The sequence below is a fragment of the Halorubellus litoreus genome, assembly GCF_055378595.1.
The window spans coordinates 422,376-448,696 of record NZ_AP043834.1; the positions used below are offsets into that span (position 1 = coordinate 422,376).

The window sequence follows — 26,321 nt, forward strand, 5'->3', positions numbered from 1 at the left end:
TTCTGATTGACGAAATCACCTATTCGTGTGGACGCCGGCCGAACGCTCACCTTGCGGCACGAATCAGCCGACTCGTCAAGAAGCCGTCGTCGTCGACCTGGGAGTCACTTGGTCGAAGCGTCCCGTCAGTAGCGACGTCACGCAGCGTGAACTGAACTCAGAGATCCTGTGGGTCGAGGAGCTTCGATTCGGCCTTCCGGAGGTGCTCGAGGAGCGTCGTCTTCGAGACGTCGAGGTCGTCGGCGAGGTCGCGCGTCGAGCAGCCGCGAGGCCACTGGTAGTAGCCGGCTTCGCGAGCGTGCTCGAACACCTTCCGTTGCGTGGGGGTGAGCGAGTCGAGGCGGCGTTCGCGTTCGCTGCGCGGGCTCCCGCTGTCCGGGCCGGTGATGGCGGCGATGGTGACCTCGGCGCCGGCGTCCTCGCGGACGCCGTCGAGCGCGTCCTCGATGTCCTCGCGTTCGCCCGTGAAGCACACCTGCCACTCCTCGCCGCCGTCCTCGATGCGGACGGGCGCGCTGTGGACGAACCCGTGCTCGAGTAGCGTCGGACACACCATGTCCGCGGGGTCGTACTCGAGGAAGAACTCGCGGACGACGTTCCCGGGGGCGTCCCGGGCGCGCCCGAATCGCTCCTGGAGTTCCAGGAGTTCGCCGGCGTACTCGGACTCCTGAATGGTCTCGAGGAGCGTGTCGACCTCTTCTTGGGTGTCGCCGAACGCGGTGAACAGTCCGTTCACCGATTCGGGCGCCGTCATCGGGGTGTTGTAGATGGCGTGTGCGAGGACGCCACCGTCTACCTGTTCGGTGGCCTCGATGGCCCAACAGTTCGGGTGCCAGAGCGAGAGCGTGAGCCGCGTCCCGGCGTTCGCCGCTTGACTCATCCTCGTATCGTACATGCTCAGCGAATATGTTTGTGACGGCCTGACAACCCGGGCGACCATGGTCGGCCTTCGGCAAGTATTGCTAGCCTGGGTTTCCATCCCGGTGGCGGCAACTACCGGGGCGGACCCCACGTGGTCTCCCACATATTCAAGCACCCGGGCGTTCCAGAGACGGTGACCGTGCGCCGCACGCCTCTCGAATCGATGCGGTCGTCGCTGTTCGCGCTCCTGCCACTCGGAGCGAGCGCGCTCTGGGGCGGCATGTACGTCGTCTCCAAGTGGGGGTTCGACGCCATCCCGCCGGTGACGCTCGCCGCACTCCGCGTGGCCGTCGGCGCCACCACGCTCCTCGTCGCCGTCGCGATCACGTACCCGGCCCGCGACTTCTCGCGGCGCGACTGGCGCGGGTTCACCGTACTCGCGGTCTGGGTGTCCGTGACGCTCGTCACGCAGTTCGTCGGCACGGACCTGACGACGGCGAGCGAAGGGTCGCTCGTCACCGTTCTCACGCCGGTTGCGACGCTCGCACTCGGCGTGCTCGCCCTCGGCGAGCGGTTGACTCGCCGGAAGACCGGCGGGATGCTCCTCGCGCTCGTGGGAACCGGTGTCGTCCTCGCGAGCAGGTACGGCCTCGATTCCCTCGGCGCCGGCGCCGCCTCCGGTATCGTCCTCCTCGTCCTGGCAAGCGTCGGCTGGGCCGCCTACACCGTCTGGGGGAAGCGACTCGTCCGCGAGTACTCCGCGCTGGAGACCGCGACGTACTCGTCGCTCCTCGCGACGCCACTGCTCGCGGCCGCCGCGGCCGTCGAACTCGCGGTCACCGACACCGCCCTCGCGAGCATCCCGATCACGGCGGGGACCGTCGGCGCGGTCCTCTACCTCGGCGTCGGCGCGACCGCCGTCGCGTGGTACGCGTGGTACAAGGGCGTCGAGTACGTCGACACCGGAACGGTCGCCGTCTACTTCTTCGCGCAACCCGTCGTCGGCGCCGTCCTCGGCGCGGTCTTCCTCCGGGAGACTCTCGGACTCGGATTCGTCGCCGGCGGCGTCGTCATGGCGGTCGGTATCTACGTGGTCACCACCGCGAACGCGCAGTCGGCTGGAACTAACGAGCCGCAGCGGACCGTCGACTGAGCGAAACGGGAACGCGGGCGAGGACGCAGCCACCGCGGCGGGGAGTCCTTCACTCCGCTATCGCTGGCGCCTCGGCTTCCTCGTCCTCACCGCGCTCGCCGCTGTCGGTAGCTTCGTCGCGCTCGCCGCTGTCGGTAGCTTCGTCGCGCTCGCCGCTGTCGGTGGCCTCGCCGCGCTCGCCGCTGTCGGTGGCCTCGCCGCGGTCGTCGGGGTCCTCGTGGTCGTCGGCGTCGTCGAGACCCATGGTGTCCCGGTACTGGTCGCGGGTCACCGTGTACCGGTGGACGTCCTTCGGGCCGTCGTCGGTCGGCAGTCGGTTCCGGATGACGCCGTCGTACTGGCCGCCGAACGCCTCGACGCCGTTCTGGAAGATGCTCCGCGCTCGCGCGTTCCCCTCGACGGCGTCCGCGATCATGAGCTCGATTCCGAGTTCGGTGAACGCGACGTCGAGGAGCTCGTAACTGCTCTCGGCGAACAGGCCCTGGCCGTAGAACGGCCGGCGGAGGAAGATGATCTGTTCACCGGCCTTGCGCTCCCAGTACGTCTCGAGGGAGGTGATACCGACGAGCGTGCCCGCGTCGACGTCCATCGACTCTCGGGCGCGCATGAGGTACGTCGCGCCGTCGCACTCGCGCCAGCGCCGTTCCTGCTCGTCGACCCACTGTTTCGTGTCGTACACGGTCTCGTGTGGCTCCCACGGCAGGTACTCGAACTCGTCCGCGGCGCCTTCGCGGTCCGCGTCGAACACCTCGAAGAGCCGCCGGAGGTCGACGTTCGCGTGCGTACAGCGCTCCAGTTCCAATCTCGCCGTCGTGATCGATTCGTCGTACACGCTCTCATCGATATATTCTAAATGCAACGACTTAAATTTTAATAGACTGAACTCAAATCGACATGCGAGCGTGTTCTTCCCGGTCTTGGTGGCGGGAACGACGCGACCCACGCCAAGCCAATTACTTGGTGGTACCACCAGTTAGTAACGCTTTTCTTCGACTGGGTGGTTGACTCAGCCGATGTCATTCACCGCCGACCTCGAACCCGAGGCAGACGCCTACTGGGACGCCATCGTCGACCACCCGATGGTGCAGGCGCTCGGCGCCGGCACGCTCGACGACGACCCGTTCCGGTACTGGGTCCGACAGGACTACGTCTACCTCGTCGACTACGCTCGCGTGTTCGCCCACGGCGCCGCCACCGCCCCGGACCTCGACCGGATGCGGACGTTCGCCGACCTCCTCGAATCGACCGTCGAGACCGAGATGGACCTCCACCGCGAGTACGCCGCCGAGTTCGGCATCGGCGAGGCCGCACTCGAGGCGACCGACCCTTCGCCGACGACGCGCGCCTACACCGACTTCCTCGTCCGCACCGCCACCGACGGCGACTTCGGCGACCTCGTCGCCGCCGTCCTCCCCTGCATGTGGGGGTTCAACGAGACCGGGAAGCGCCTCGCCGCGGACGGCCTCCCCGACGACGACCGGTACGCCGAGTGGATTCGGACGTACGCCGGCGACGAGTTCACCGAACTCACCGAGTGGTGCAAGGACCTCGCGGACGACGTCGCCGCCGAGCGCACCGCCGCGGACCGCGAGCGCTACTGCGACCTGTTTCGGACGTCCGCGCGCTACGAGTACCGGTTCTGGGACGCCGCGTGGCGCCAGGAGGACTGGACGCTATGACCGACGGCCCCGAATCGTTCGCTGCGTGGGCGACAGGCCGCGAGAACCCTCGCTTCTCGAACTGGCTGCGCGCGCGGAGCCAGCCCGCGTGGGAGGACGCCACCCGCCACCGGTTCGTCACCGAACTCGGCGCTGACACGATCGACGACGCGGTCTTCCGCCGGTACCTCGTACAGGACTACGCGTTCGTCGACGCGCTCGCTGGCGCGTTCGGGCACGCGGTCGGCGACGCACCGTCGATGGCGGCCCGCGGCCGCCTCGTCGACTTCCTCGCGACCCTGACGAGCGACGAGAACGACTACTTCGAGCGGGCGTTCGACGCGCTCGACGTCCCACCCGAGGACCGCGAGCGGCCCGCGCTCGCCGAACCGACGCGCGCGTTCCGGGACTGCATCGGTCGCGCGACCACGGGCGGCTACCCCGAACTGCTCGCCGTTCTCGTCCCCGCGGAGTGGGTGTACCTCGACTGGGCGACCCACGTCGCCGACCGCTCGCCGGACCGCGCGTACCTCGACGAGTGGATTCGACTGCACGCGAACCCCGAGTTCGAGTCGTTCGTGTCGTGGCTCCGCGCGGAACTCGACCGCGAGGGCGCCGCCGTCTCGCCGCGTCGGCAACGCGAACTCGCCGCCATCTTCGAGCGCGCCGTCGACCTCGAGGTCGCGTTCTTCGACGCCGCCTACGACGCCACCGCGACCGACACCGAAAGCACCGCGACCGAAAGCGACGCCGAAAGCACCGCGACCGACAGCACCGCCGAGCCGACGGCTGGAGGTGACGGCGCGTGGTGACGACCACGGTCGCGCTCGCACTCGCGGTCGTCGTCCTCGTCGGGTTCGCCGCGCTCGGTGTCTGGGGGTCGCGGGGCCAGGTCCGGTCCGTCGAGGACCTCGTGAGCGCGCGGAACGCCACGGGCCGGCGGCGGACGACAGCGTCGCTCGTCGCGAGCGTGATGGGCGTCTGGATACTGTTCTCCGCGCCCGAGGCCGGTGCCGGGTTCGGTATCGCCGCCGTCATCGGGTACGGGGTCGGCGAGGCCGTGCCGATGCTCGCGTACGCGAAGCTCGGGCCGCGCATCCGCGAACTCGTCCCGGACGGCCACTCGCTGACGGAGTACGCGCACGCTCGCTACGGCACCGCGTTCTACGCGTTCGTCGTCGCCGTCAGCGCGCTCTACATGTTCGTGTTCCTCGCCGCCGAACTCACCGGCATCGCGAGCGCGCTCTCGCTCGTCGCGGGCGTCCCACAGTACCAGACCGCGGTCCTCGTCGGCGGGTTCGTGCTCGCGTACACGACGTACGGCGGCCTCCGCGCGAGCCTGTTCACGGACGCCGTCCAGGCCGTCTTCGTCCTCCCGCTGCTCGCGCTCACCGTCGTCGCCGCCGTCCTCGTACTCGGCGGCCCTCTCGCGGTCGTCGACGGCGTGCAGACGACCGCGCCCACGCTCCTCGACCCCGGATTCCTCCCCGGCCTCCAGTTCGGGTTCGGGCTCGCGTTCGCCATCCTCGGCGCGGAACTCGTGAACCAGACGTGGTGGCAGCGCGTGTACGCCGCCGACGGCGACGACACCGTCGTCGCGAGCTTCAGGCGAGCGGCGGGACTCAACGGCCTGCTCGTCGTCGCCGCCGCGCTCTTCGGCGTCGTCGCGGTCGGGCACGCCGACGTCGTCGCGGACGTCACGAGCAGCGCGTACAACGCGGACGTCGCGTTCTTCGTCCTCCTGGAGGCGACGTTCCCCGAGTGGGCGGTCCTCGCGGTCGTCCTCCTCGCGCTCCTGCTCGTGATGAGTAGCGTCGACACGCTGTTCAACGCGCTCGCGAGCCTCGTCACCGTCGACCTCGCACGCCTCCGACCGAGGACGTCGGACCGTCGACTCGCGCTCGCCGCGCGAGCGGTCACGGTCGTCGTCGCGCTCGCCGCCATCTACGTCAGCCTCCGCGCTCGGAGCGTGCTCCGACTGTTCTTCCTCGCGGACCTGCTCGGCGCCGCCGTCGGCTTCCCGCTCGTCTACGGGCTCTACTCGCGCTCGCTCACCGGCCGCGGCGCGCTCGCCGCGAGCGCGTCCGGGCTCGCCGTCGGCCTCGCGTACTTCCCCGACCTCCGCGGGTACGTCACCGCCATTCCGGTCGTCGGCGACGCCCTCCCCGCGGCCGACCCGCTCTACCTCACGTCGTTCGCGGGCGCGTTCCTCGTCTCCACCCTCCTCGCGCTCGCCGCCGCTCGCGTCTCGGACGCGACCATCGACCTGGACGCGCTCGCCGACCGCGTCACCCGCCTCGACGACGTCGCTACCGACGGCGGCAGCAGGTCCGACGAGGTGCCGGCGGCGCGCGACCGAAGGTAGGGCACGGCCGCGGGCGACTCAGTCGAGGCGTTTCCGCTCGCCGTCCTCGGCGGCCCGGTGGATCGCGTCGATGGCCTGGAGGTCGACGAGGCCGTGGGCGCCGTCGAGCGAAACCGGTTCGTCGGTCAGGACGGCGTGCGCGAAGTAGTCGAAGAGCTCGCGCATCTGGTCGCGCTGGCGCCCTTCGACGGCGACCGTCGACCCGTCGACGGTCAGTGAGAGGTCGGTCTCCATGTGGAACGCGGGGTCGAGTCGGAGCGTGCCCTCGGTGCCCGTTATCTCGAGGAACGTGTTCGAGTGCGCGTTCTGGCTCGCCGTGCACGTCGCGTACGTCCCGTCGTCGAACTCGACGATGAACGCGGCGTGCTCGTCCGGGACGTCGTCGAACGCGTCGTGGTTCGACTGCATCGACGCCTGCACCGCGACCGGGTCGGCGTCCAGGAGGAATCGAGCGGTGTTGATGGGGTAGACCCCGAGGTCCATCACGCTCGTCCCGTACCCCGTCAGGTCCGGGTCGAGCCGCCACTGGTCGGGAGAATCGAAGATGTCGAGCAACCGCTGGGTGTTCGCGCCGTGGACGAACCGCGGGTCGCCGATGGCGCCCTCCCGTACGAGTTCGCGCGCTCGCCGGACCGCGGGCTCGGTCTGCATCCGGTACCCGACCGCGAGCCGGACGTCGTGCTCGTCGCACGCCGCGACCATGCGCTCGGCGCGTTCGACCGACGCCTCCATCGGTTTCTCGCAGAGCACGTGCTTCCCGTGCTCGGCCGCCGCCTCGACGTACTCCAGGTGGAGGGCGTTCGGCGTGCAGACGTAGACCGCGTCGTACTCGCCACGCGCGTCGCCCTCGCGGAACTCGTCGTACGAGAGGCCGCGCGGGCGGTCCGCGACGACGCCGTCGCCCCCTCCTTCGCCGCCCTCTCCAGCGACGTCGGCGGCGACGCGCTCGGCCTTCGCCGTCGAGCTACTGACGAGAACGGCGGTCTCGCAGTGGTCCGAGGCCGCGATCGCCGGGATCGCCTTCTCGATGGTCCACCACCCGAGGCCGACGAGCGCGAGTCGAAGGGTTCCGTCGCGCGTCGTCTGCCAGTCTCGCTCGTGGAAGTCGGTCAGGGCGTCGTGGACTGTCATCGTCGAACGTCCGTCCAGCAGCGGCAAAAACACACCGCCACGGGCAGGTGTCGCGAACCCCAGGCTGGCTGGGTGGACGAGCCCGCGGGCTCAGGGTCTCGCGGTCAGGTAGCCGCCGACGCCGACGAGGACGATTCCGAGTGCTGCGGCGCCGAACCGGAGCACGGCCGGCTGACTCGTCACCCCCGGCTTCGTCGTCCGGGTCTGCATCACGTCGTAGCGCGCGACCTGTCGGCGTATCTCGGCCTCGGACCGGGTCGTCCGCGACGCGGTGCTGGTCGTCCTCCCCTCGCCCTCTCGGTCTTCACGGGCTTGCTGGCGCTCCTTCACGATCTCGACCGCGTGCTCGACGTCCTCGTCGGCCGGCGGGAGGCTCGCGTTCTCGGGTCGCTCGATGACGACGTGAGACAGTTCGACGCGGGCCTCGTAGCTCCCCTGGGCGTCGACCTCGGCCTCGGTCGGATACCGGAAGTCGGACGCCCCCTCGCCGGTCGGAACGGTGTACGTACCCTCGTTCTGGAGGGTCTGCACGTACAGCGCCTTCCCGCGCTCGGAGAGGGCTTCGTACTCGACGACGCGGTACCCCTCCTCCTCGAGGACGGATTCGTTCTCGAAGGTTCCCCGACGCGTGTCGTGTTCGAGCACCGGCTGGAGCGGCGCGAACGCGGGCGCGACGAGCAGGAGGAGGCCGACCGCGAGCAGTGCGTGCGAGCGAGTCAGACGCGAGGTCATAGCGGGCATGGGTCGTGTTCGATGGGGCTCGATTGGCGAGTGATCATTGGAGGTCAGCGCGAACGAACCGCCAGTACCCGACCGCGAGCGGGACGACGATCCACGCGGCGAGGACGACGAGCGCGACCTCGTCCCGGAGGTACGCGGGGAGGTCGCCGGCCGCGTCGCCGTAGCGACGGAACACCGTCGTCTGGCGGTCGGGCGGCAGCAGGAGGTTCGTCGCCTTCCGGTAGGCGACGTACGGACTCGTGAACGTGATGGCGTTGTAGAGGTCGACGTTCGGGTCGAACCCCAGGAGCTGGGTGTGGAGCCAGCGGACGATCGCGGTGATGCGGACGCCGGGCACGACGTACAGGAGGACGAGCAGGAAGTAGCTCCCGATGGCGGCCGCGATGGCGCGACTCCGCGTGGCGAACGTCGCCGAGAGCGAGATGGCGATGCTCACGAACGCACCGCCGTACGCGAGCGAGAGCGCGAGCTGGCCGAGGACGAGGTCGGCGTGCACGACCCCGTGCTTCGCTGCGGCGACCGTCGTCGCGGCGAGGAACGGCACGGACAGGCCGGCGGCGACGACGAGGAATCGGCTTGCGAGCTTCCCGAGGAAGACGTCGCGGCGGGTGTTCGGGAACCCGAGGAGGAACTTCACGCCGCCGCTCTCGCGCTCCCCGGCGATCGCCATGTACGCGGCGACGAGCGCGACGATGGGGAGGAGGAAGGCCATCAGCATCCCGAGGACCTCGAACAGCGCGACGACGGTCTCGCTCGCGGAGAGCGCGTACCCGCTGAACCCGTACGCGATGGCGGCGAACAGGAGCGCGAGCAGGGTCCCGAGCACCCAGAGCCCCCTGGAGCGACTGGTGACCGCGAGGTCCTTCGTGGCGACCGCCCGGACCGTCATCGCGACACCTCCACGTTCCGCGCGTCCGCCTCCGAGCCGGACGAGTGCGCGCTCTCGCCGCGTTCGTCCGCGGTCTCGTCCCGGCCGCCCTCGGTGAGCTCCCTGAACAGCGACTGGAGGGAGGCGGCCTCTGAGCGGATGTCGTCGATGTTCGCCCGCGCCGCCAGGTGCGTCACGACGTCCTCCTTCACGCCCGGACCCGTACACGTCACCTCGACGGTGTCGTCCGCGACCGCGACGTCGACGACGCCGTCGACGGTCTCGAGGGCGTGGTCGGCCGGCAGGACGCTGCACTCGAGCGTGATGCTCGCGCGGCCACCGAGGTTCGCCTGGAGGCCCTCGATGGTGTCGACCGCGACGAGCCGACCGTCGTTCATGACGCCGACGCGGTCGCACACCGACTGGACCTCCGAGAGGATGTGACTCGAGAAGAAGACGGTCGTCCCGTTCGCGGCGCGCTCGCGGACGACCTCCCGCATCGTCGTCATCCCGTTCGGGTCCAGGCCCGTCGACGGCTCGTCGAGCACGAGGAGGTCCGGGTCGTCGACGAGCGCCATCGCGAACGCGAGCCGCTGCTGCATGCCCTTGGAGTACTCGGTCGCGTACCGGTCGGCGTCGTCCGCGAGACCGACGAGGTCGAGCAACTCGTCGGGGTCGTCGTCCGCGTCCTTCGTCTCGATCGCCCATTCGAGGTACTCCCGACCCAGCAGCGGGTCGAACCCGTAGCCTTCGGGGAGGACGCCCACGCGCTCGCGGACCGCGAGCGGGTCTTCCTGCACGTCCGTCCCGAACACCTCGATGCGCCCGTCGGTCGGCCGGATGAAGTCCAGGAGTAGATTGATCGTGGTGGACTTCCCCGCGCCGTTCGGCCCGAGGAACCCGAACACCTCGCCCTCCTCGACGGTGAGGTCGACGTCGTCGACCGCCACCGTGTCCGCGCCGAACTCCTTCCGTAACCCCTCAATCTCGATAGCGGCCATTCACGACCGATTCACCGACCGCCTGCGGTAAGTGTCTTCCAGTAGGTACGACGCCGCTTTCAGCTACCAGCCCCTTCGGTCTCGCGCTCTTCGTCACCGCCCTCGTCGTCGCTCGTGTCGATGGCGGGGTCGTGCCCGCGGAACCACTCGGTGACGGTCTCGAGGCGGTGCGTCGCGGTCTCCGGTGGCCCGTACGCGTGCGGGAGTTCGGGGTACACGACGAGTTTCGCGTCCACGCCCTGTTTCTTGACGCCGAGATACATCTGCTCGGCCTGCGTCGGCGGGCACCGCCAGTCGTTCTCGCCCGCGGTGAGGAGCAAGGGGTCCTCGATCTGGTCGACCTTCGTGACGCTCGAGAGGTCGTAGTAACTCTGGGGGTCGTCCCAGGGTTCGCCGAACTCCTCGTCCCACCAGACGTGGCAGTCGTCGGTTCCGTAGCTCGAGTAGAAGTCGTAGATGCCGTGCTCGGCCGCGCCAGCGGTGGCGACGTCGGTGTACGCGAGCACGAACGCGGTGTTGATGCCGCCCTGGCTGAAGCCGGTGACGAACACGCGCTCGGGGTCGACCCACCCGCGGTCGACGAGGTGCTCGACGCCCGCTTCGACGTCGCGAGCCTCTCGCGGCCCCCAGTCGCCGCTGATGGCTTCGGCGAACTCGTGCCCGAAGCTCGTACTTCCGCGGTAGTTCACGGTGAGGACGACGTACCCCTTCGACACCCAGTACGCGTAGTTGAACCGGAACCACGGCTGGTCGTACACCGTCGGGCCGCCGTGGATGTCCACGATGACGGGATACTTCGCGTCGTCGAGGTCCGCGTCCCCGGCGTGGTACGCGAGGCCGTCTATCTCGACGCCCTCGTCGCTCTCGAACGAGAGCCGCTCGCACTCGACGTCCACGCGGTCGCGGAACGCCTCGGTCGCGCTCGTGAGGCGCGTGAGCGGCCCCGTGGACTCGGCGCTCGCGGCGTCGCGGTCGCTCGCCACCGGCGCGTCTGCTGTTGCGGCGTCGAGGTCGAGCGCGTGCACGTTCCGCTCGTCCGCTCGCGTCAGCACGAACGCGGCCGTCGAGCCGTCGGCGGCCACGTCGACGCCCATGAACAACGCGCTCGTCATGCCGTCGTCGCTCGCGGGGAACAATCGCGTCCGTTCGCCGGTCGTCGCGTCGACGCGATGCAGGACGGTCTGGCCGCCGTCGCCCGTCGGCACGACGAGCGAGTCCTCGCCTACCCAGTGCGCGCCCCACTCGGGGAGTTCGAGGTCGTCCGAGAGGACGTTCGGGTCGGCGTTCGGGTCGTCCGCGCCGACGACGAGGTCCGCGGTCGTGTAGTTGTTCCTCGGGTCGCCGACGCTGTACGCGAGATGGTCGCCGTCAGGATGCCACGCCGCCACGCTCGCGCGAACCGAGCCGTCCGTGAGCACGCGGTGGTCGGTTCCGTCGGGCGCGACCGTGTGGACGTCCATCGCCCACGTCTCGTCGGCGTCCTCGCGCTGGTAGCTCGCGAACGCGATGCGGTCACCGCTCCCCCAGTGTGGGTCCATGGAATCCCCGCTCAGCGCGCTCGCCGCCCCACTCGCGTACGCCTCGTCCAGTCGCTCCGCTTCGCGGGAGTCGACGTCGACGACGAACAGGTACGTCCGCGCCTCGTTCGTCCACCCGTGCCCGTTCGCCTTGTGCTGCGTGCGCTCGATCTCGATGGGGCCGCCGTCCTCGCGCTCCTCGAGGTACTCCGCCTGGTCGTCCGTCGGGTCGAGTGCGGCGACGACGACGCGCTCGCCCTCGGGACCCCAGTCGAACGCCGAAACGCCGTGCTCGCGGGTCGTCACCTGCCTGGCGTCCCCGCCGAGCGCCAGGTCGAACACGAACACCTGCGACTGCTCCTCGCCGAGCGACGGCTCCTCGTCCTCGTCGTCACCGTCGCCGTCGCTGTCATCCGTCTCGTCGCCCTCTGCGTCGTCCGCTCCCTCGTCGTCTCCGTCCGCCTCCTCGTCCTCCTCGTCCTCCTCTTTCTTCTCGCGCGCTGCGCGCAGTTCCGGGTCGGGGTCCCGCGCCGCCAGGAACGCGAGTTTGTCGCCGTCTGGACTCCACGATGGCGAGCTCGCGTCGCTCGCTCGCGACAACCGATGCGGGTCGCGGCTGCCGTCCGCGGGCGCGACGAACAGCGACGTCACCGACTCCTCCTCCGCGCCGTCGAACTCGGTCGCCGTGAACGCCACCCGGTCGCCGCTCGGCGACACTGCGACGTCACCCACCTGCTGCTGGTCGTAGTAGTCAGCGAGCGACAGGCCTCGGTCCTCGTCGCTGCCTGCTGGTTCCGTCATGTACCAGACAGTGAAGGCACTCGACAAGAAGCTTCGGAAGGAAGCGACCCACTCACTGGCGGCGAACCCGGCGAAGTCGAAGGACTGATATCGCGTTCGACGCGAAAGCCTCGGGTATGTCCGTCGACTTGGACGCCGTCTCGCACGTGACGAAGGTCGACCCCGCCGAACCGCTCCCCGGGGACCTCTCCATCCTCGAACGCACGGACCTCGTCATCGTCGGCGGGTCGGACGGCGTCACCGAGTCGAACTCGCTTTCCGCCATCGAACGCATCAACGACGAGGTCGCTGGCGTCCCCGTCTTCCAGGAACCGTACAGCTCCAGTCACGTCTCCCGCGAGACCGTCGACGCCGCGGACCGCCTCGCGGTGCCCGCGGTGTTCAACGGGGACCGCGAGAACTTCGTCGCGAAGCACGTCGACTTCTTCGCCGAAGCCGCCGCGAAGCCAGCCGAGGCGATGGCGTCGAAGGTCCCGCTGCTCGGCGGCGTCGTCGAATCGAAGGGTCGCGAGGCCGTCGCGGAGATGGCCGCGGACGTCATCGGCGAGGGGTACGTCGTCCAGAACCTCGACTCGAAGGCTGCCGGCGAGTCCGGCGTCACCCGCACGTACAGCACCGACGAGGTCGCGGGCGCGGCGCTGGCGACCGAGTCCTTCTACGGGTTCCCGATCTTCTACGTCGAGTACTCGGGGACGTACGGCGGGCCCGCGGACGTCGAAGCGGCTGCGCAGTACCTCGACGACACGACGCTCTTCTACGGCGGCGGCATCCGGTCCGCGGAGCAGACCGCGGAGATACTGGACGCGGGCGCGGACGCGGTCGTCGTCGGCGATTGCTTCCACGACGACCCCGAGGGCTTCCGCGACACCATCCCCGAGTGACGCGATTGGGTTCTGCGACGCCATTACGGAGTGACGCGAGTGGCTCCGCCGCGGAGGACTCGCTCGGTCAGGCGTCGAACGCGACGAGGTAGCCGTCGTCGGTGACGGCGTAGCCGCGGCCGTCGTGCGCGAGCGCGGCGAGCAGGCCGCCGCGGGCGTCGTGCCCGAACCGCTCGCCGCCGTCGTGGTCGTAGCCGCGGACGCGGTACGCGTCGTCGCCGCCGGCGCGACCGCTCGCCGCGAGCACGACCACGCCGTCGCGGGTCGCGTCGAGCGCGCGACTCGGGAGTCGGAGGTCGACCGCCCACGCGCGTTCGCCGGTCGCCGCGTCGAGCGCGTGCAGCCGCCCCTGGGTGTCGGTGGCGTACACGCGGCCGCCGGCGACGACCGGGCCGTCGACGACGCGACCCGACAGCGTCGTCCGCCAGCGCGCCGCACCGCGAGCGACCGCCCAGAGCGCGCCGCTCGTCCCCGCCACGTACACCACCGCGTCCGCAGTTCCGTCGTCGTCGTCGCCAGACTCTCGGGTCGCGGACACCGGCGTGAACGCTTCGTCACCACTCCCTGCGAACGTCCACCGCTCGCGGCCCGTCGCCGCCGACAGCGCGACCAGCGGGTGCCCGCCCGCGCCGGTCCGTCGGTTCCGCGCGACGAACACCACGTCGCCCTGCACGCGCGGCGTCCACGTCGGCGGCGTCCCGCGATACGACCACACCGTCTCGCCCGTGCGGACGTCCAGACACCGCGTCTCGCGGGTCCCGACGGTCAGGTACGCGCGCCCGCCGCTGCCGACGCCAGCGAGCACGTCGCCGCTCTCCACGCGCCACCGGAAGCCACCACTGGGGGACCGCGCGGTCAACCGCTCGCCGGTCAACGCCACGCGCTCGTCGCGCGTCCCCGTCACCACCGCGTCCGCCGTACTCGCGGCGAGGAACCGGTTCGCGTCCGTCGTCGCGTCCGCCCACCGCGGCACGCCCCGCGTCACGCGCACCAGCCGATGGTCGACCCCACCCGGCCCACCGTACCACCCGAGGACCGCGTACGCACCCAGTCCCGCCGCGCGAGCGCCCGCCGTCCCGCCCGCACTCTTGCCTGCGTCGTCGCCGGCGACCGGCGCCACGTCCAGCACCGGCGCCGGCGCCGCGTACTCGAAGCGGCGCTCGCCATCAAGGCCGACGGCGTGCACGTACCCGGGGAACAGCGGCCGGAGTTCGTCGTCTCGCGCTGGCCGCTCGGCGGCGTCGTGCTCGCCCGTCCCAAGGAACATCGCGTCCCCGGCCACGACCGGCCGCGCCGTCACTGGTACTCCAACCGGTATCGACCACGCGACCGCGTCACCGGACGGCGGGTCGCCCGACGGCGACGCGTTCGGCTCCGAGCGCGTCGTCTCCACGCCACCGTACTGCGGGTCCGGCCCGAACGCGTCGTACGCCGTCGTCGACGTCCCCGCAGCGCCGTCGCCACCGTCGCCATCGCCGCCACCCGTCAGCACGCCACAGCCGGCCAGCGCGACCGCTCCGAGCGTCGACCCCGCGACCGCCAGGAACCGCCGTCTCGACGTCACTACCGCCGCTAGCGACTCACCGAGCGAAAACCTTCCGGCGACCGTGGTCGAGCGCGGTCAGCCTTCACGCGGGAGGTACGGCAGTGCGCTCGTCGGGCAGCACTGCGGGGTCTCCGCGAGGAGGTGCCGCAGCACGTGGACGTGTCCCGACCCGACGATGAACAGCACGCGCTCGTCACCGTCGTCGATCGCCTTCCAGACGTTGTGAACCATCCGGAGGTTTCGTCGGTACCACTTCGCGAGCGCGTCCGGCCCGGCGTAGTTCTCGCCGTCGCCGTACCTGACGTAACGGTCGAACATGCCGTCGTTCGCGTGCAGTGCCGCTTCCTCGTTCAGGTAGCGGTGGAACTCGGTGAGCGTCGACTCGGCGAGCCGCTCGTCCATCGCTTCCTGTAGTGCGGTCGGGTCGATGCGGGGGACGTCGACCTTCGTCGTCGGCTCGTAGCCAGCCGATTCGAGGTCGTCGAACGCGTCGTCGTCGCCGAGGGACTGCGGGACGTCGACGGGGACGACTTTCTCGTGGCCGAGTCGCTTCGCCAACCTGAATCCGACCTGGACGACCTCGCTCCGGCACGCCAGCTCCTCGTCGTCGCGCTCGGGGTGTGCCGGGTCGAACGCGTGTTCCTCGTCGAACGCCACCTCGTCGTCGCGATAGCGAGCGTACACCTCGTTGACGGCGTCGTCGCGTGCCGCTGGTCGTTCGACGGCGACGTGGTCGGGGTCGACGGCCTCGAGGTACGTGGCGAGCGTGGCGAGTTCGGCTTGCCGGGACGGTTCGAGGACGTCGCCGATGTCGAGGCTCACCTCGTCGAGTTCCGGGCGGTCCATGTGGTAGGTGCCGAGGAGGACGACCTCGACCTGTTCTGGGGTCGGGGTCGGCCACGTCGGCGTCTTTCGTGCGGTTGCCTTCGGTCGAAGCATGGTGGGCGGGTCGACGACCGCCGCCCGGTTAACTATTCGTAGAAATACACTTCTATCGGGTGGGTGATTGAAATCGATTCCAACGCCTACGCCCTCGCACACTACCGTGGTTTCAGTCGTGGTCGACGTCGACGAGCGCGAAGTCGCCGTCGAACGTGAACGTCCGCGCGTCGCCGTCCAGCGTCAACGCCACGTCCACTCGCCGCGGGTCGTCGGTGACCGGACACTCGCCGAGCGGCAGGTGGTCGAGCGTCCACCACGGTCGCTCCCGGAGGTCGATACCGTGCTCGTGGTGGAACCCCACGACCGCCGGTTCCGACAGCGCCGCGATCGGGGCGCTCGCGTGCCACCAGAACCCACACCCGCGGCACGCCGTCACGACGAGCGCGTCGGCGTCCTCGCCCTCGAACCACGCCGGTGCCGCAGGCCGCCCCGCCGCCGCTGGCTCGTTCGGACGTCGAACCCCACGGTCGACGCGGCCCTCGCAGTTCGGACAGAACCCGTGACTCGCTGCTAGCTCCCAGAGGCGGACGTACCGTCCAACGACCCTCGGAATCTCGTCCCGAGGCCACCCCGCGAGCACCCCTGCCGGGACGTCGGGATTCGTCTGCACGAACCCGCACTCGACGCACTCGATGGCGACACCGCCCTCGCGGAGTCGAGCCATCAGGTCACCCGAGCACTCAGAGCACGTCCCAGCCGCCGGAACGGACGCCGACTCCAGCGAATTCGTCAACCCACCCGAGACGATGGCGCCGACGAGCCGCCACCCGGCGGGCGACAGCACGTACCCGTCCTCGGTCCTCCGGACGAACCGACCGACGAGCCTGTCCACGTGATAGTGGCACTGTCCGGGGTCCTCGACGCCGACCGCGGTCCGTATCTCACCGAACGACAGCGGACCGCCGTCGGCCTCGCGGAGCGCGTCCAGCACGCCGATGCGCGTCTCGTGCGCCACGAGTTCGAACGCGGACGCCGCCGAGACCGCCTCCGTCACGACGCCGTCCCCTGCCTCCGTCTCGCGCTCGATCCCGTCTTCGCTCATGACGCACGATCGGTCGCGTACCGAGAAAAGTCCCCGCTTCCTCGCGACGATACCACACCGTCACCGACGGGAACCGTTCGAAGCACGCACCGTCGAGGAGGTGGTCGGACGAGTGCATCCTCGCCTGGGACGACCGGAAACTGCACCCGGTCTCCGGATGCTTGAGCACCTAGCGTCCGCGTTACGAAACCGAACGAGGCGGCTCGTTCCGGCGGTAACCCCCGCTTCATTCGCGGTAGGTGCCTCATTGTAACGACACCAGCAAGCGAACCGCATCGTATGCGAACCGTACCAGTCGTCGCCGTCCTCGGCATCGCGCTCCTCGCCGCGTCGATGGGTGGCGTCTCGCAGGTCGAACCGCCCGACGAAGGCACCGTCCTCGGGAGTCCGAGTCTGAGCGTCGCCGCACAGGACAACTCGTTCGAGTGGGGCGACAGACGCGACCTCGCCGTCACCATCGCGAACGCCGGCGACCTCGTCCGCGGCGGGCCCGAACGGTTCGAAGACCGCGTCACCACTGCGAGGAGCGTCGAGGTTTCCGTCGCGACGGACAGACTCCCGCCGGCGCTCGCGGGCCGCCTCCAGGTGGAATCCGGGCGCGTTCTCCTCGGTGAGCTCCCCGAAGCCGGCGCGAGGACGGTGAACTTCAGCGTCGGCGTCTCGCAGTCCGTCCCGCCGGGCACGTACCAGCTCCCGGTCCGAATCAGCTACGAGTACACGTCCTTCGTGCGGTACGGCCCGAACGAACCACAGTACAACGACGCCGACCGAGAGGTCGTCGAGCGCGTCACGATCGTCGTCGTCGACCGCCCTCGGCTCTCGCTGTCGGCCGTCCGGAGCACCGACGTCGAACCCGGAACGACGGGCTCGTTCCGGTTCACGGTGGCGAACACGGGCACGCGGGTCGCGCGTGACGTCGGCCTCACGCTCGCAACCGAAGGCACCGCCGTTGGATTCGGCGCCGAGTCGTTCAGGCGGTCCACGGTCGGCGTGTTCGTCGGGGACCTCGAACCGGGGGAGTCCGCGAACGTCACGGTGACCGCGAGCGCCGCGGAAGCGACGGCACCGGGAACGTACCTCGTCGAGACGACCGCTCGGTACACCGCTGTCGGGGGATTCCAGCGCGTTCAGACGGATCTCCGCAGCGGTCTCCGGGTCGCGGACCCGAACGTGACGACCCCCGACGAACGGCCGGCAGGCGATACGCCGTGGATCGACGGTGGCGTGGTCGTCGCGGCGGTCGGATCGGCCGGGGCTTCCCACCAGTCGGTCCTGTGCGGCCGGGACCCCGGCCCATCGGGGCGACTCGTCGACCGAACGACCGCCCCCTCGAGTTCTCGGAGAACACTCTCGTCTACTTCGAGGTTACCTGAGCACGACCGGACCTACTTCACCGTCGACGGCCGGTAGGACTCTTCGATACTCATCGCCCTCGGGATTACGGGACGTTACCTCCCTTCTATTCCGGTCGAAAGCCCGGATTTCGAGCGTCTCGGTGCGTTGTTACTGGTTGCCAATCGAAGCGAAGCGACGACCGCTCGGCAATCCAGCCAACTGGTCGCCGGTCGATTAGAGTAACGGACCGACCGTTGACGGATAACTTACGCCCTCTAATTTTCCCGGTTCTCGGGGGGAGTAGACAACGCCGCATTACGAACTGTCGTCTCATCATAACAATCCCTGTTCGAAACAAACTCATGGCCACCCCACACGGGGGTGAGAAGTAACCAAGGAAACCACGACACTCAGACGCGATGACGAGAACGTACACACAACGTTAAAGAAAATTAACACGAGAAAACCACTCCAATATGACAACCAACGCTGACCAATCATCACGGAAACTCGGCGCCATCACGATGGTGCTCCTGCTCGTCGCAGCCCCAGCTGTGGCGGGCCTCGCCTTCGGGTTGACCGTCCAGCGCGGCGGAAGCGCGGGGAACTTCAACCCAGGCGTCGGCGGACCGAACGACGTCCAGATCGCCACCGAGAAACCAGTCGTCTTCCAGGGCGAAGAGGACATCAACTTCCTCGGTGAAGACGGCACACCGATCGACTCGTCACAACTGACCGGTGTCTCGGGTGACGCGGAGGGCATCCCGCTCGAATCACCCATCCCGCAGGATCAGGAACGCGGGCAATATACGCTCACCGGGTCGGGTGACGCCGCCGGCGTCGTCGTCCAGACGCCCCGCGTCACCGAACTGGAAGTACTGAACGAACGCGGCGTGGACGTTGAAGGCTCCACGGTCCAGGAGGACGAGACGCTCCTCGTGCGCGCCGAATGGAACTTCGAAGAGGCAGAGGACCTCGAACTCGTCATCCGGGACTCCAACGGCGACGAGGTCACCGGCGAGGTGCTCGCTGACGCCGATGCACTCTCCGAACAGCAGAGAAACGAACTCTCCGGCCCGTACGCGGCGAACCCACAGAAGGTGACGAACCCCGGCCAGCGCGGCACCGGAACCGGTATCGTCTACCTGCAAGGCATCGGGCAGTTCGAGGAGGGTGAACTCGGCAACTCCTCGGTCGATGCAGCGTACTGGGCGCTCGACGTCAGCGACGTGGACGTCAACGACATCTCGATCACGGTCGAAGGCTGGGACGACCTCGACTTCGGTCCCGCCAGCCAGTCCACGTCCGTCAGCGTCCAGAGCGACGACGACGTGAACCTCGACCTCGAGGCTGACAGCGTCACTCGCGGCGAGAACGTGCGGTACGCCATCCGCGGATCCACCGCAGGTGCGAACCACTACGTCGTCATCGAGGACAGCGAGTTCCGGAACGACGTCGTCGACGCGGACGTCTTCCGTGACGTCCAGGACGTCGTCGACAAAGGCACGTTCGACACCGACGGCGACGGGACCGCCGACTTCGCGTGGGCGCAGATCGAGATCGACGAGGACACCGGTGTCGGCGTCGGTCAGATCGACACCAGACTCCTCGACGACGCATCGATCAGTATCGACCTCTTCCAGGCGGACCGGTCCCTCGAGGACGTCGCAGCGGACCTCGGAGACACCGAGGACGACAGGACGCTCGACGTCGACCAGGGCGACCTGAACTTCGACAGTCCACCCGGCGTCTACGTCGCCGGTAGCGACGAGGACGTGCGCGGCACCGCCGCGCTTGGCGTGGACGAAGTCGTGATCTACGCGCGCGACCAGGGCGACTGGGAGCTCCTCGACATCAACGAGGACGGCTCGCTGAACGCGGACGACACCCTCAGCGTGGACTCGACCGGCGAATGGGAGCGCGAAGACGTCGTGCTCTCGCAGGCCAGTGACATCTTCTCGATCCCCGGCCGGTACCGGATCGGCGTGGTCGAGGCGGACGACGTCATCTCGGACGGCGAGATCGCGACGACGCTGAGCACGTCCGACTTCTCGAGCGCCACGAGCTCGCAGATGTCGCTCGTCGTGCAGGAACCCGGGCTCGACGAAGCGCGGACGTTCCAGACGATTAACGCACAGGTCGCCGTCGAAGACGGGACCGTCGACGTGATCGGCACGGCGTCGGGTCTCGATGCCGTGCTCGCCGTGATGATCGACTCGAGAGGTCGCGTCGCGACCGAGCGGATCACGGTCGACGACGACGACACGTTCGACGAGGACGACATCTCGCTGACGACGATCGACGGACGGCAGCTCAACGAGGGCCAGATCCGCGCCTTCGTCATCGGCCTCGGTCGGGACGGCGTCGCCGGTGACGGCGTGCTGCCCGGTCAGCCGAACGCGGAACTCGCCTCGCTCGAGAACTACGTCCAGAGCTTCGGTGCTGGATTGACCCAGTCACAGATCGTCGCACGCCTCAAAGACGAGACCACGAACGAGGTCGCGAGCGACGACCTCGCCATCGAGGAGGCGTTCCGGCTCACCGACGGCGCGACGTCGATCGAGACCGTCGGGCCCGCAGGGAGCGTCTCGGATGGTGACATCCAGGATGTCCCCGTCGGCGACCAGATGATCGTCGCCGGGCTGACGAACCGGAAGCCGGACGATAACTCCATCTCCGTCGAGGTCATCAGTGGCCCAAGTGCGAACGACTTCGAGACGAACTCGACCGACGAGTGGGGTCTCACCGGTCGCTGGACGCTCGCGCTCTCCACGGACGGCGTGGAGCCCGGCACCTACACCATCGAGGTGGACGACGGCGACAACACCGACACCGTCCAGGTCGAGATCGTCGCGGCAGATGGAGACAACGGTAACGAGACGACTGAACCACCGGCGACGACGACGGAAGCGCCGGCCACGACTGCAGTGAACGAGACCGAGGGGAACGAGAGCGCGGCCGTCCAGCCCGCGGGTGACGCGAGTCCCGCTCAGAGTGGCCTGTCCGGTCTCGTCCTGCTCGCTCTCGCGCCGATATCGCTCGGCTACATGGTCGTCCGTCGCAGGAACCGGAGCTGACGACCAGCGCATCGTCTCCTTCTTCTTTCAGGCGCCCGGCGACGGAAGGTCGTCGTCGACGACCTCGTACACGCGACTGCGACTGGAACCGCTCGCGAGGAGGAGGTCGTACTGCTGCATCTTCGAGAGGTACGAGCGCACCGAGCGCTCGCTCTTGGGGTCGTCGACGCGCTCGCAGTACGCGTCGTAGATGTCGCCGGGGCTGACGGGGCCGTGATCGCGGACGACCTCGAACACCGCGACCTGGTCGGGCGTCAGGTTCGCGACGTCGGCGTGGCGCATCTCCGTCTCCGCGGTCGGCACCGCCTCTTCGATGATGGCGTCGGTTATCTCGTCGGCGTCCTCGCGTTCCGCGGCGCGCGCCGCGCTCCGAAGGATGCCGATGGCGAGCCTGGCGTCGCCCGCTGCCGCGTCCGCGATGCGCTCCAACTGGTCGGTGGTGACGACGTCGCGCTCCAGGCCGTTCTCGACGCGCGACCCCAGGATGGAGACGAGCTGGTCGGCGCCGTACGTGTCCATGCGGACGTGCTCGCTCGCCTGCAATCGCGACCGGAGGCGGTTCCCCTCGGGCGCGTACAGGTCCTGTTCGCGGTTCGCGACCACCACGACCGCGTACTGCGGGAGCCCGTGGAGGTCGTAGACGATACCGGGGTCCTCCAGTTGGTCCGCTTCGTCGAGGACGACGACCGCGCGCTGGTCCGCGTTCTCCACGCGGTCGACGAGGACGTCCGTCGGCGTCGACTGTCGATGCACGTCCACGGTCCGCCCGACGTGCTCGAGGACGCTGTAGAGCGCTCGATACCGCGTGTAGTTCCGCCAGCAGTTCACGTACACCGTCTCCACGTCGAGCGTCGCCTCCCGGAGCTTCCCGGCGACGAACCGCGTCAGGCACGTCTTCCCCGCACCAGAGGGCCCGGTGACGACCGCGGTATCGGCGGACTCGCCCCTCGTGAGCGGGTCGAGCACCGACGAGAGGTGATTCACCTCGCCGTCCCGATGCTCGACCTCGCTCGGCACGAAGTCCGTCCGCAGCACGCGCGCATCCCGAATCACGCCACGGCCTTCGAACGGGCCGGACGTAACTCTTCGCCCGTCGAACCGTCAGGCGCCACCGGGAACCACCGAAGGGAAGCCCCTGGGAGTCCACGTGTCCGACGAGATGACCCCGGACGCTCCCGTCGACGGAACCGACCCCGCGAACCGACGCATCGACGCGGTGATATTCGACATGGACGGCGTGCTCGTCGAGTCAGAGTCGTACTGGACCGAGGAGATGCACGACATCATCGACGCCGCGTACCCAGAGGGGGCGGACGTGACGCCCGCGGACCTCACCGGCGTCAGCATCTACGACCAGTACGACACGTTCGGCGCGGACCACGAGATGCTGGTGAGTCGCGAGGAGTACTTCGAGCTGTACGACGACGTCGCGGAGTCCATCTACCTGGAGCGCGCGAGCGTCACCGACGGGGCGGCCGACCTCGTGCGCGAGGTGAAGGACGCCGGGCTGCCGGTCGGGCTGGCGACGTCGTCGTTCCCGCAGTGGGTCGCGTGGACGCTCTCGCGCCTGGACCTCGAAGGCGTCTTCGACGTCGAAGTGCTCGCGCCCGAACTCGACGAACCCGGGAAGCCCGAGCCGTTCATCTACGAGGAAGCGGCGCGACGACTCGGCGTCGACCCCGTGCGCTGTCTCGTCGTCGAGGATTCGGCGAGTGGCATCGAGGCTGCGTCTCGCGCCGGCGCGTACGTCCTCGCGTACCGGTCGCCGGACTCGGACGGCGAGCAGGACGTCTCGCGCGCAGATGCGGTGGCGGACGGGCCCGCGGAACTCCGCGAACGCGTTCGCTCGCTCGCGCTCGACGCGTAGGACTCGGCGCGCGCACCGATTCAATTCGACCGCGAACCAGATGCATGGAAAGAACTAAATCCCCAGCGTGCGAAAATGTAAGCGGAGAAGACTGTAAATCGAAATAACAATTCTTTTCCGTAGCGACTGCTTCGATTCTACCGCACCAACCCGACCGCCACCAGCGCCACGGTCACCGACCGCGGCCACCTGTCGAGCCCCCGACGCATCGCGCGCCGACCGCACCACCAACCCATCATGACAGACGATAACGACGCCCAACAGGCCACGACGCGCCGCGCAGGAAGCGACGACGACACACTCGAGGCTCTCGCGTCCCTCCCCGAGTTCTACCATCCGACGGTGAGTCCCGACGGCGACCGGATCGCGTTCTACCACGACGAGACCGGACGGAACGAGCTCTACGTCCTCGACGTCGAATCGGGCGAGCGCACGCAGGTCAGCGACGGGAACGTCCCCGAGAACGCGATGTACCCCATCGCGTGGGACGCCGACGGCGACCGCGTGTTCTTCCACCGCGACCAGGACGACGGCGACGAGCAGAACGATATCTACGCCATCACGCTCGACGGGGACGTCGACCTCGTCGTCGAGACCGACGGCCAGACCAACCTCCAGGACGTCTCCCCGGACGGTTCGCGGCTCCTCTACTCGACGACCGCGACCGGCCAGATGAACCTTCACGTTCACGACGTCGCGACCGGCGAGTCGACGCAACTCACCGCGTACGACCGCCCGGCCTCCTTCGGCCAGTTCTCGCCCGACGGTGACCGCGTCGCCTACCGGACGAACGAGCGGGACGACCTCGACAACGAGGACCCGTACGTCGCCTCCCTCGCGGCCCTCGACGCCGACCGCGACGAGGGCGTCGCCCCGGCTGGCGGCGAGGACGCGGGCGCGTCCGGCGACGGTGACGCCGCCGTCGACGCGCACCGTCTCGACGTCGGCGACGTCGGCGCGGAGACGACTATCGCCGACTGGTTCCCGAGCGGCGACGCCGTCCTGCTCTCGGACGACAGCGAGGACACCACGCGCCCCGGCGTCTACGACCTCGAATCCGGGTCGGTGACGTGGTACGGCTCGCCCGACCGCGAGGAGGTGCCCGCGTTCGTCCTCCCCGACGGCGACGGGTTCCTCGCGCGTCGAGCGCGCGACTGCGCGGAGGTCGCCGTCCACTACGAGCGCGACGACACCGACGCCGCCACCGAACTCGACCTCCTCGAGGGCGTCGCCCGGTTCCCCGGGTCGAGCGCCGACGACGGCGTCCTCGCCGACGGCCGCGTGCTCGTCACGCACGAAACCCCGACCACGCGCCAGCGCCTGCTCGCGCACGACCTCGACGCCGACGCCTCCGACTCCCTCGTCGACGCCGAGTACGGACGGTTCGACCCCGACGACTTCGCGCCCTGCGACGTCGTCACGTACGAGTCCACCGACGGCCTCGACATCGAGGCACTCGTCTACGACTCGGGCGAGCGGCCGTCACCCGCCATCGTGATGGTCCACGGCGGCCCGAGCGCGGCCGAGTCCCGGCGGTTCAACGCGCGCGTCCAGTTCCTCGTCGACGAGGGCTACACCGTGATGCTCCCGAACTACCGCGGGTCCACGGGCCGCGGCCGCGAGTTCAAGCACCGCATCAACGGCGACTGGGGTGGCATGGAACAGGTCGACGTCGCGGAAGCCGGCCGCTGGCTGAAGCGCCGAGACTGGGTGGACGCCGAGCGCGTCGCCGTCTACGGCGGCTCCTACGGCGGGTACTCGACGTACATGCAGCTCGTGCAGCGTCCCGGGTTCTGGAGCGCGGGCGCGGCGTTCGTCGGGATGACCGACCTGGAACTGCTGTACGAGAAGTCGATGCCGCACTTCCAGTCGTACCTCGAACAGCTCGTCGGCGACCCCGACGAGGACGCCGACCTCTACCGCGACCGCTCGGCGATCACGCACGTCGACGACATGGAGGACCCGCTCCTGATGGTCCACGGCGTGAACGACCCGCGCTGTCCGATATCGCAGGCGCGGACGTTCCGCGACGCGCTCCTCGAACGCGGGTGGGAGGAGGGCGAGGAGTTCGAGTACGTGGAACTCGGCGAGGAGGGCCACACGTCGACGGACGCCGACCACAAGATCCGGACGTTCCGGCTGACGGCGGACTTCTTCGACCGACGACTCTAGGCGCTCGCGTCCCACGTCCGCGGCCGCGTTCGCAGCGCTCACCGCGCTTCTCGAACGCTTCCAGTTCCTCCCGTGACACCTTCGCCCGGTCAGTGCGAGACTCTGACCGTTCGACACCGACGGAATCGGGGACTCGGGCCGGATTCGGGTCGGATTCGGGCCGTCGTTACCCCGGAGGCTTTTTGCCGCGGGGCCCTTTTGGTCGGGTATATCTGATGAGCGGGCGTGAGTGTTATCGTGGTGATGTCGACGAGGCGTGGTGTCACGAGGCCGTACAGGGCGTGTCGCGGACGTTCGCCCTGACAGTCGACGTACTGGAGGAACCGATGTCGACCCACATCTGTCTGGGGTATCTCCTCTGTCGAGTCGCTGACACGGTCGAGGACGCGGGGCATCTCCCGCCCGAGGAGCAGGCGGCGCTCCTCCGGACGTACCGGGACGCGGTCGACCCCGACGCGGACGCGACCATCGAGGAGTTCCGCGCGGACGTCGACGCGTACGTGCCCGCCGAGGGCGAACGGAACGACGACTGGGAGGTCGTCGCGCGGTCGCCGACCGTCCTCGCGACGTTCGCGGCGCTCCCCGAGGACGTCCAGTCGGCGGTCGTCGGCCCGGTCGTCGAGATGGTCGACGGGATGGCGGCGTTCGTCGAACGGTACAGCAACGAGGGCGGGCTCCGCATCGGCGACGCCGAGGAACTCGAGGAGTACTGTCACTACGCCGCCGGGACGGTCGGCGAACTCGTCACGAACCTCCTGACGCGCACGGACGTCGACCAGGACCGCGCCCGCCGCATGCAGGGGACCGCCGAGGAGTTCGGGCAACTCCTCCAGTTGACGAACGTCTCGAAGGACGTCTACGACGACTACGTCGACGAGAACAACGTCTACCTCCCGAACGAGTGGCTCGAGGCCGAGGGCGTCCCCCAGGAGGAGGTCGTCGAACCCGAGCACCGCGGTGCCGCGGCCCGGGTCGTCCAGCGGACCGCCGACCACGCTCGCGGCTTCCTCGACGACGCGCAGACGTACCTGGAGTCGATGCCGCTCGTGCACGGGAACACGCTTGAGGCGTGGAGCGTCCCGTTCCTGCTCGCGGTCGGTACCCTCCGCGAACTCGGGGCGCGACCCGAGGACGCGCTCACCGAGCGCGGCGTGAAGATCTCTCGCGAGGAGGTGTTCGCGGTCACGCACGCCGCCTCGACGACGGGGCGGGAGGCGCTCGCGGACCTCCGCGAGACCATCTCGCGGGAGCCCTACGAGGGCGTCGAGCAGCACGCCGACTGACCCGCTGTCGTGGTCCGCGGCGACCCGGCCGCAGACGACCGGAACTAATCGTGTTCTGACACGCCCGGGATTGGGCGTTA

21 protein-coding genes are annotated in these 26,321 nt (G+C 69.1%); 10 read left to right on the top strand and 11 right to left on the bottom strand.

Annotation, left to right across the window (positions count from 1 at the left end; genetic code table 11):
- Window positions 1–157 precede the first annotated feature (157 nt).
- Window positions 158–880 (bottom strand): helix-turn-helix domain-containing protein, encoded by a 723-nt coding sequence (locus ACZ48X_RS01940; protein WP_336351260.1) that lies wholly within the window; start codon window positions 878–880, stop codon window positions 158–160.
- Window positions 881–1,084: 204 nt separating this feature from the next.
- On the opposite strand from ACZ48X_RS01940, the gene ACZ48X_RS01945 reads away from it, so the two are divergent.
- The gene (locus ACZ48X_RS01945; RefSeq protein WP_379762709.1) at window positions 1,085–2,014 is read left to right on the top strand and encodes a DMT family transporter; all 930 of its coding nucleotides are present in this window, start codon (window positions 1,085–1,087) and stop codon (window positions 2,012–2,014) included.
- 49 nt (window positions 2,015–2,063) lie between these two features.
- Here the strand turns inward: ACZ48X_RS01945 and ACZ48X_RS01950 are convergent, their stop codons facing one another.
- Entirely contained in the window at window positions 2,064–2,846 is a 783-nt protein-coding gene (locus tag ACZ48X_RS01950) for a GNAT family N-acetyltransferase (RefSeq protein WP_336351258.1), read from the bottom strand.
- Window positions 2,847–3,027: 181 nt separating this feature from the next.
- Between ACZ48X_RS01950 and tenA the strand changes: the two genes are divergently transcribed.
- The 3 genes from tenA to ACZ48X_RS01965 are packed head-to-tail and all read left to right on the top strand — an operon-like array spanning window position 3,028 to window position 6,037.
- Window positions 3,028–3,693 (top strand): thiaminase II, encoded by a 666-nt coding sequence (gene tenA, locus ACZ48X_RS01955; protein ID WP_336351257.1) that lies wholly within the window; start codon window positions 3,028–3,030, stop codon window positions 3,691–3,693.
- Window positions 3,690–4,484 (top strand): TenA family protein, encoded by a 795-nt coding sequence (locus tag ACZ48X_RS01960; RefSeq protein ID WP_336351256.1) that lies wholly within the window; start codon window positions 3,690–3,692, stop codon window positions 4,482–4,484. The genes tenA and ACZ48X_RS01960 overlap by 4 nt, the downstream gene beginning before the upstream one ends.
- Complete coding sequence (locus ACZ48X_RS01965; RefSeq protein WP_336351255.1) at window positions 4,478–6,037, top strand: sodium:solute symporter family transporter; 1,560 nt, start codon at window positions 4,478–4,480, stop codon at window positions 6,035–6,037. Before ACZ48X_RS01960 ends, ACZ48X_RS01965 begins: the two co-directional genes overlap by 7 nt.
- Before the next feature lie 18 nt (window positions 6,038–6,055).
- On the opposite strand, the gene gfo6 is transcribed toward ACZ48X_RS01965, so the two are convergent.
- The 5 genes from gfo6 to ACZ48X_RS01990 all read right to left on the bottom strand — a co-directional run bounded on the left by gfo6 (window position 6,056) and on the right by ACZ48X_RS01990 (window position 12,096).
- Window positions 6,056–7,168, bottom strand: a complete 1,113-nt coding sequence (gene gfo6, locus ACZ48X_RS01970) for a D-xylose 1-dehydrogenase Gfo6 (protein ID WP_336351254.1) — start codon at window positions 7,166–7,168, stop codon at window positions 6,056–6,058.
- Between the two features lie 90 nt (window positions 7,169–7,258).
- Window positions 7,259–7,900 carry a hypothetical protein gene (locus ACZ48X_RS01975; protein WP_336351253.1) on the bottom strand — a complete coding sequence of 214 codons (642 nt, stop codon included), beginning with the start codon at window positions 7,898–7,900 and terminating at the stop codon, window positions 7,259–7,261.
- Between the two features lie 43 nt (window positions 7,901–7,943).
- Entirely contained in the window at window positions 7,944–8,798 is an 855-nt protein-coding gene (locus ACZ48X_RS01980; protein WP_336351252.1) for an ABC transporter permease subunit, read from the bottom strand.
- The gene (locus ACZ48X_RS01985) at window positions 8,795–9,778 is read right to left on the bottom strand and encodes an ABC transporter ATP-binding protein (RefSeq protein WP_336351251.1); all 984 of its coding nucleotides are present in this window, start codon (window positions 9,776–9,778) and stop codon (window positions 8,795–8,797) included. The genes ACZ48X_RS01980 and ACZ48X_RS01985 overlap by 4 nt, the downstream gene beginning before the upstream one ends.
- A gap of 59 nt (window positions 9,779–9,837) precedes the next feature.
- Window positions 9,838–12,096 (bottom strand): S9 family peptidase, encoded by a 2,259-nt coding sequence (locus ACZ48X_RS01990; RefSeq protein ID WP_336351250.1) that lies wholly within the window; start codon window positions 12,094–12,096, stop codon window positions 9,838–9,840.
- Between the two features lie 116 nt (window positions 12,097–12,212).
- Between ACZ48X_RS01990 and ACZ48X_RS01995 the strand changes: the two genes are divergently transcribed.
- Window positions 12,213–12,977 carry a geranylgeranylglyceryl/heptaprenylglyceryl phosphate synthase gene (locus tag ACZ48X_RS01995; protein WP_336351249.1) on the top strand — a complete coding sequence of 255 codons (765 nt, stop codon included), beginning with the start codon at window positions 12,213–12,215 and terminating at the stop codon, window positions 12,975–12,977.
- A 67-nt stretch (window positions 12,978–13,044) separates the two neighbouring features.
- Here the strand turns inward: ACZ48X_RS01995 and ACZ48X_RS02000 are convergent, their stop codons facing one another.
- The 3 genes from ACZ48X_RS02000 to ACZ48X_RS02010 all read right to left on the bottom strand — a co-directional run bounded on the left by ACZ48X_RS02000 (window position 13,045) and on the right by ACZ48X_RS02010 (window position 16,507).
- The gene (locus ACZ48X_RS02000; protein WP_336351248.1) at window positions 13,045–14,541 is read right to left on the bottom strand and encodes an outer membrane protein assembly factor BamB family protein; all 1,497 of its coding nucleotides are present in this window, start codon (window positions 14,539–14,541) and stop codon (window positions 13,045–13,047) included.
- Between the two features lie 57 nt (window positions 14,542–14,598).
- Window positions 14,599–15,462, bottom strand: a complete 864-nt coding sequence (locus ACZ48X_RS02005) for a DUF5694 domain-containing protein (RefSeq protein ID WP_336351247.1) — start codon at window positions 15,460–15,462, stop codon at window positions 14,599–14,601.
- A 112-nt stretch (window positions 15,463–15,574) separates the two neighbouring features.
- Window positions 15,575–16,507, bottom strand: a complete 933-nt coding sequence (locus tag ACZ48X_RS02010; RefSeq protein WP_336351246.1) for a winged helix-turn-helix domain-containing protein — start codon at window positions 16,505–16,507, stop codon at window positions 15,575–15,577.
- A 279-nt stretch (window positions 16,508–16,786) separates the two neighbouring features.
- On the opposite strand from ACZ48X_RS02010, the gene ACZ48X_RS02015 reads away from it, so the two are divergent.
- Complete coding sequence (locus ACZ48X_RS02015; RefSeq protein WP_336351245.1) at window positions 16,787–17,917, top strand: COG1361 S-layer family protein; 1,131 nt, start codon at window positions 16,787–16,789, stop codon at window positions 17,915–17,917.
- A 401-nt stretch (window positions 17,918–18,318) separates the two neighbouring features.
- Complete coding sequence (csg, locus tag ACZ48X_RS02020) at window positions 18,319–20,919, top strand: HVO_2072 family ArtA-dependent S-layer glycoprotein (protein WP_336351244.1); 2,601 nt, start codon at window positions 18,319–18,321, stop codon at window positions 20,917–20,919.
- Between the two features lie 27 nt (window positions 20,920–20,946).
- On the opposite strand, the gene ACZ48X_RS02025 is transcribed toward csg, so the two are convergent.
- Window positions 20,947–21,972, bottom strand: a complete 1,026-nt coding sequence (locus ACZ48X_RS02025; protein ID WP_336351243.1) for a Cdc6/Cdc18 family protein — start codon at window positions 21,970–21,972, stop codon at window positions 20,947–20,949.
- Between the two features lie 106 nt (window positions 21,973–22,078).
- Between ACZ48X_RS02025 and ACZ48X_RS02030 the strand changes: the two genes are divergently transcribed.
- From ACZ48X_RS02030 to ACZ48X_RS02040, 3 genes are all read left to right on the top strand, one after another.
- Window positions 22,079–22,786, top strand: a complete 708-nt coding sequence (locus ACZ48X_RS02030) for an HAD family hydrolase (RefSeq protein WP_464379794.1) — start codon at window positions 22,079–22,081, stop codon at window positions 22,784–22,786.
- 237 nt (window positions 22,787–23,023) lie between these two features.
- A complete protein-coding gene (locus ACZ48X_RS02035) occupies window positions 23,024–24,958 on the top strand; it encodes a S9 family peptidase (RefSeq protein ID WP_336351241.1) in 1,935 nt (644 codons plus the stop codon).
- Window positions 24,959–25,173: 215 nt separating this feature from the next.
- On the top strand, window positions 25,174–26,241 hold the full coding sequence (locus ACZ48X_RS02040; protein ID WP_336351240.1) for a phytoene/squalene synthase family protein: 1,068 nt from the start codon (window positions 25,174–25,176) through the stop codon (window positions 26,239–26,241).
- The last annotated feature ends 80 nt before the right edge of the window (window positions 26,242–26,321 follow it).

What these genes read in the sequence shown, in the direction of transcription:
- ACZ48X_RS01990 (WP_336351250.1), bottom strand. Translation starts at nt 12,096, where the DNA reads ATGACGGAACCAGCAGGCAGCGACGAGGACCGAGGCCTGTCGCTCGCT.
- csg (WP_336351244.1), top strand. Translation starts at nt 18,319, where the DNA reads ATGACAACCAACGCTGACCAATCATCACGGAAACTCGGCGCCATCACG.
- tenA (WP_336351257.1), top strand. Translation starts at nt 3,028, where the DNA reads ATGTCATTCACCGCCGACCTCGAACCCGAGGCAGACGCCTACTGGGAC.
- ACZ48X_RS02010 (WP_336351246.1), bottom strand. Translation starts at nt 16,507, where the DNA reads ATGAGCGAAGACGGGATCGAGCGCGAGACGGAGGCAGGGGACGGCGTC.
- ACZ48X_RS02015 (WP_336351245.1), top strand. Translation starts at nt 16,787, where the DNA reads ATGCGAACCGTACCAGTCGTCGCCGTCCTCGGCATCGCGCTCCTCGCC.
- ACZ48X_RS01975 (WP_336351253.1), bottom strand. Translation starts at nt 7,900, where the DNA reads ATGACCTCGCGTCTGACTCGCTCGCACGCACTGCTCGCGGTCGGCCTC.
- ACZ48X_RS01985 (WP_336351251.1), bottom strand. Translation starts at nt 9,778, where the DNA reads ATGGCCGCTATCGAGATTGAGGGGTTACGGAAGGAGTTCGGCGCGGAC.
- ACZ48X_RS01960 (WP_336351256.1), top strand. Translation starts at nt 3,690, where the DNA reads ATGACCGACGGCCCCGAATCGTTCGCTGCGTGGGCGACAGGCCGCGAG.
- ACZ48X_RS01940 (WP_336351260.1), bottom strand. Translation starts at nt 880, where the DNA reads ATGAGTCAAGCGGCGAACGCCGGGACGCGGCTCACGCTCTCGCTCTGG.
- ACZ48X_RS02040 (WP_336351240.1), top strand. Translation starts at nt 25,174, where the DNA reads ATGAGCGGGCGTGAGTGTTATCGTGGTGATGTCGACGAGGCGTGGTGT.
- ACZ48X_RS01945 (WP_379762709.1), top strand. Translation starts at nt 1,085, where the DNA reads ATGCGGTCGTCGCTGTTCGCGCTCCTGCCACTCGGAGCGAGCGCGCTC.
- gfo6 (WP_336351254.1), bottom strand. Translation starts at nt 7,168, where the DNA reads ATGACAGTCCACGACGCCCTGACCGACTTCCACGAGCGAGACTGGCAG.
- ACZ48X_RS01995 (WP_336351249.1), top strand. Translation starts at nt 12,213, where the DNA reads ATGTCCGTCGACTTGGACGCCGTCTCGCACGTGACGAAGGTCGACCCC.
- ACZ48X_RS01980 (WP_336351252.1), bottom strand. Translation starts at nt 8,798, where the DNA reads ATGACGGTCCGGGCGGTCGCCACGAAGGACCTCGCGGTCACCAGTCGC.
- ACZ48X_RS02035 (WP_336351241.1), top strand. Translation starts at nt 23,024, where the DNA reads ATGACAGACGATAACGACGCCCAACAGGCCACGACGCGCCGCGCAGGA.
- ACZ48X_RS02030 (WP_464379794.1), top strand. Translation starts at nt 22,079, where the DNA reads ATGACCCCGGACGCTCCCGTCGACGGAACCGACCCCGCGAACCGACGC.
- ACZ48X_RS02005 (WP_336351247.1), bottom strand. Translation starts at nt 15,462, where the DNA reads ATGCTTCGACCGAAGGCAACCGCACGAAAGACGCCGACGTGGCCGACC.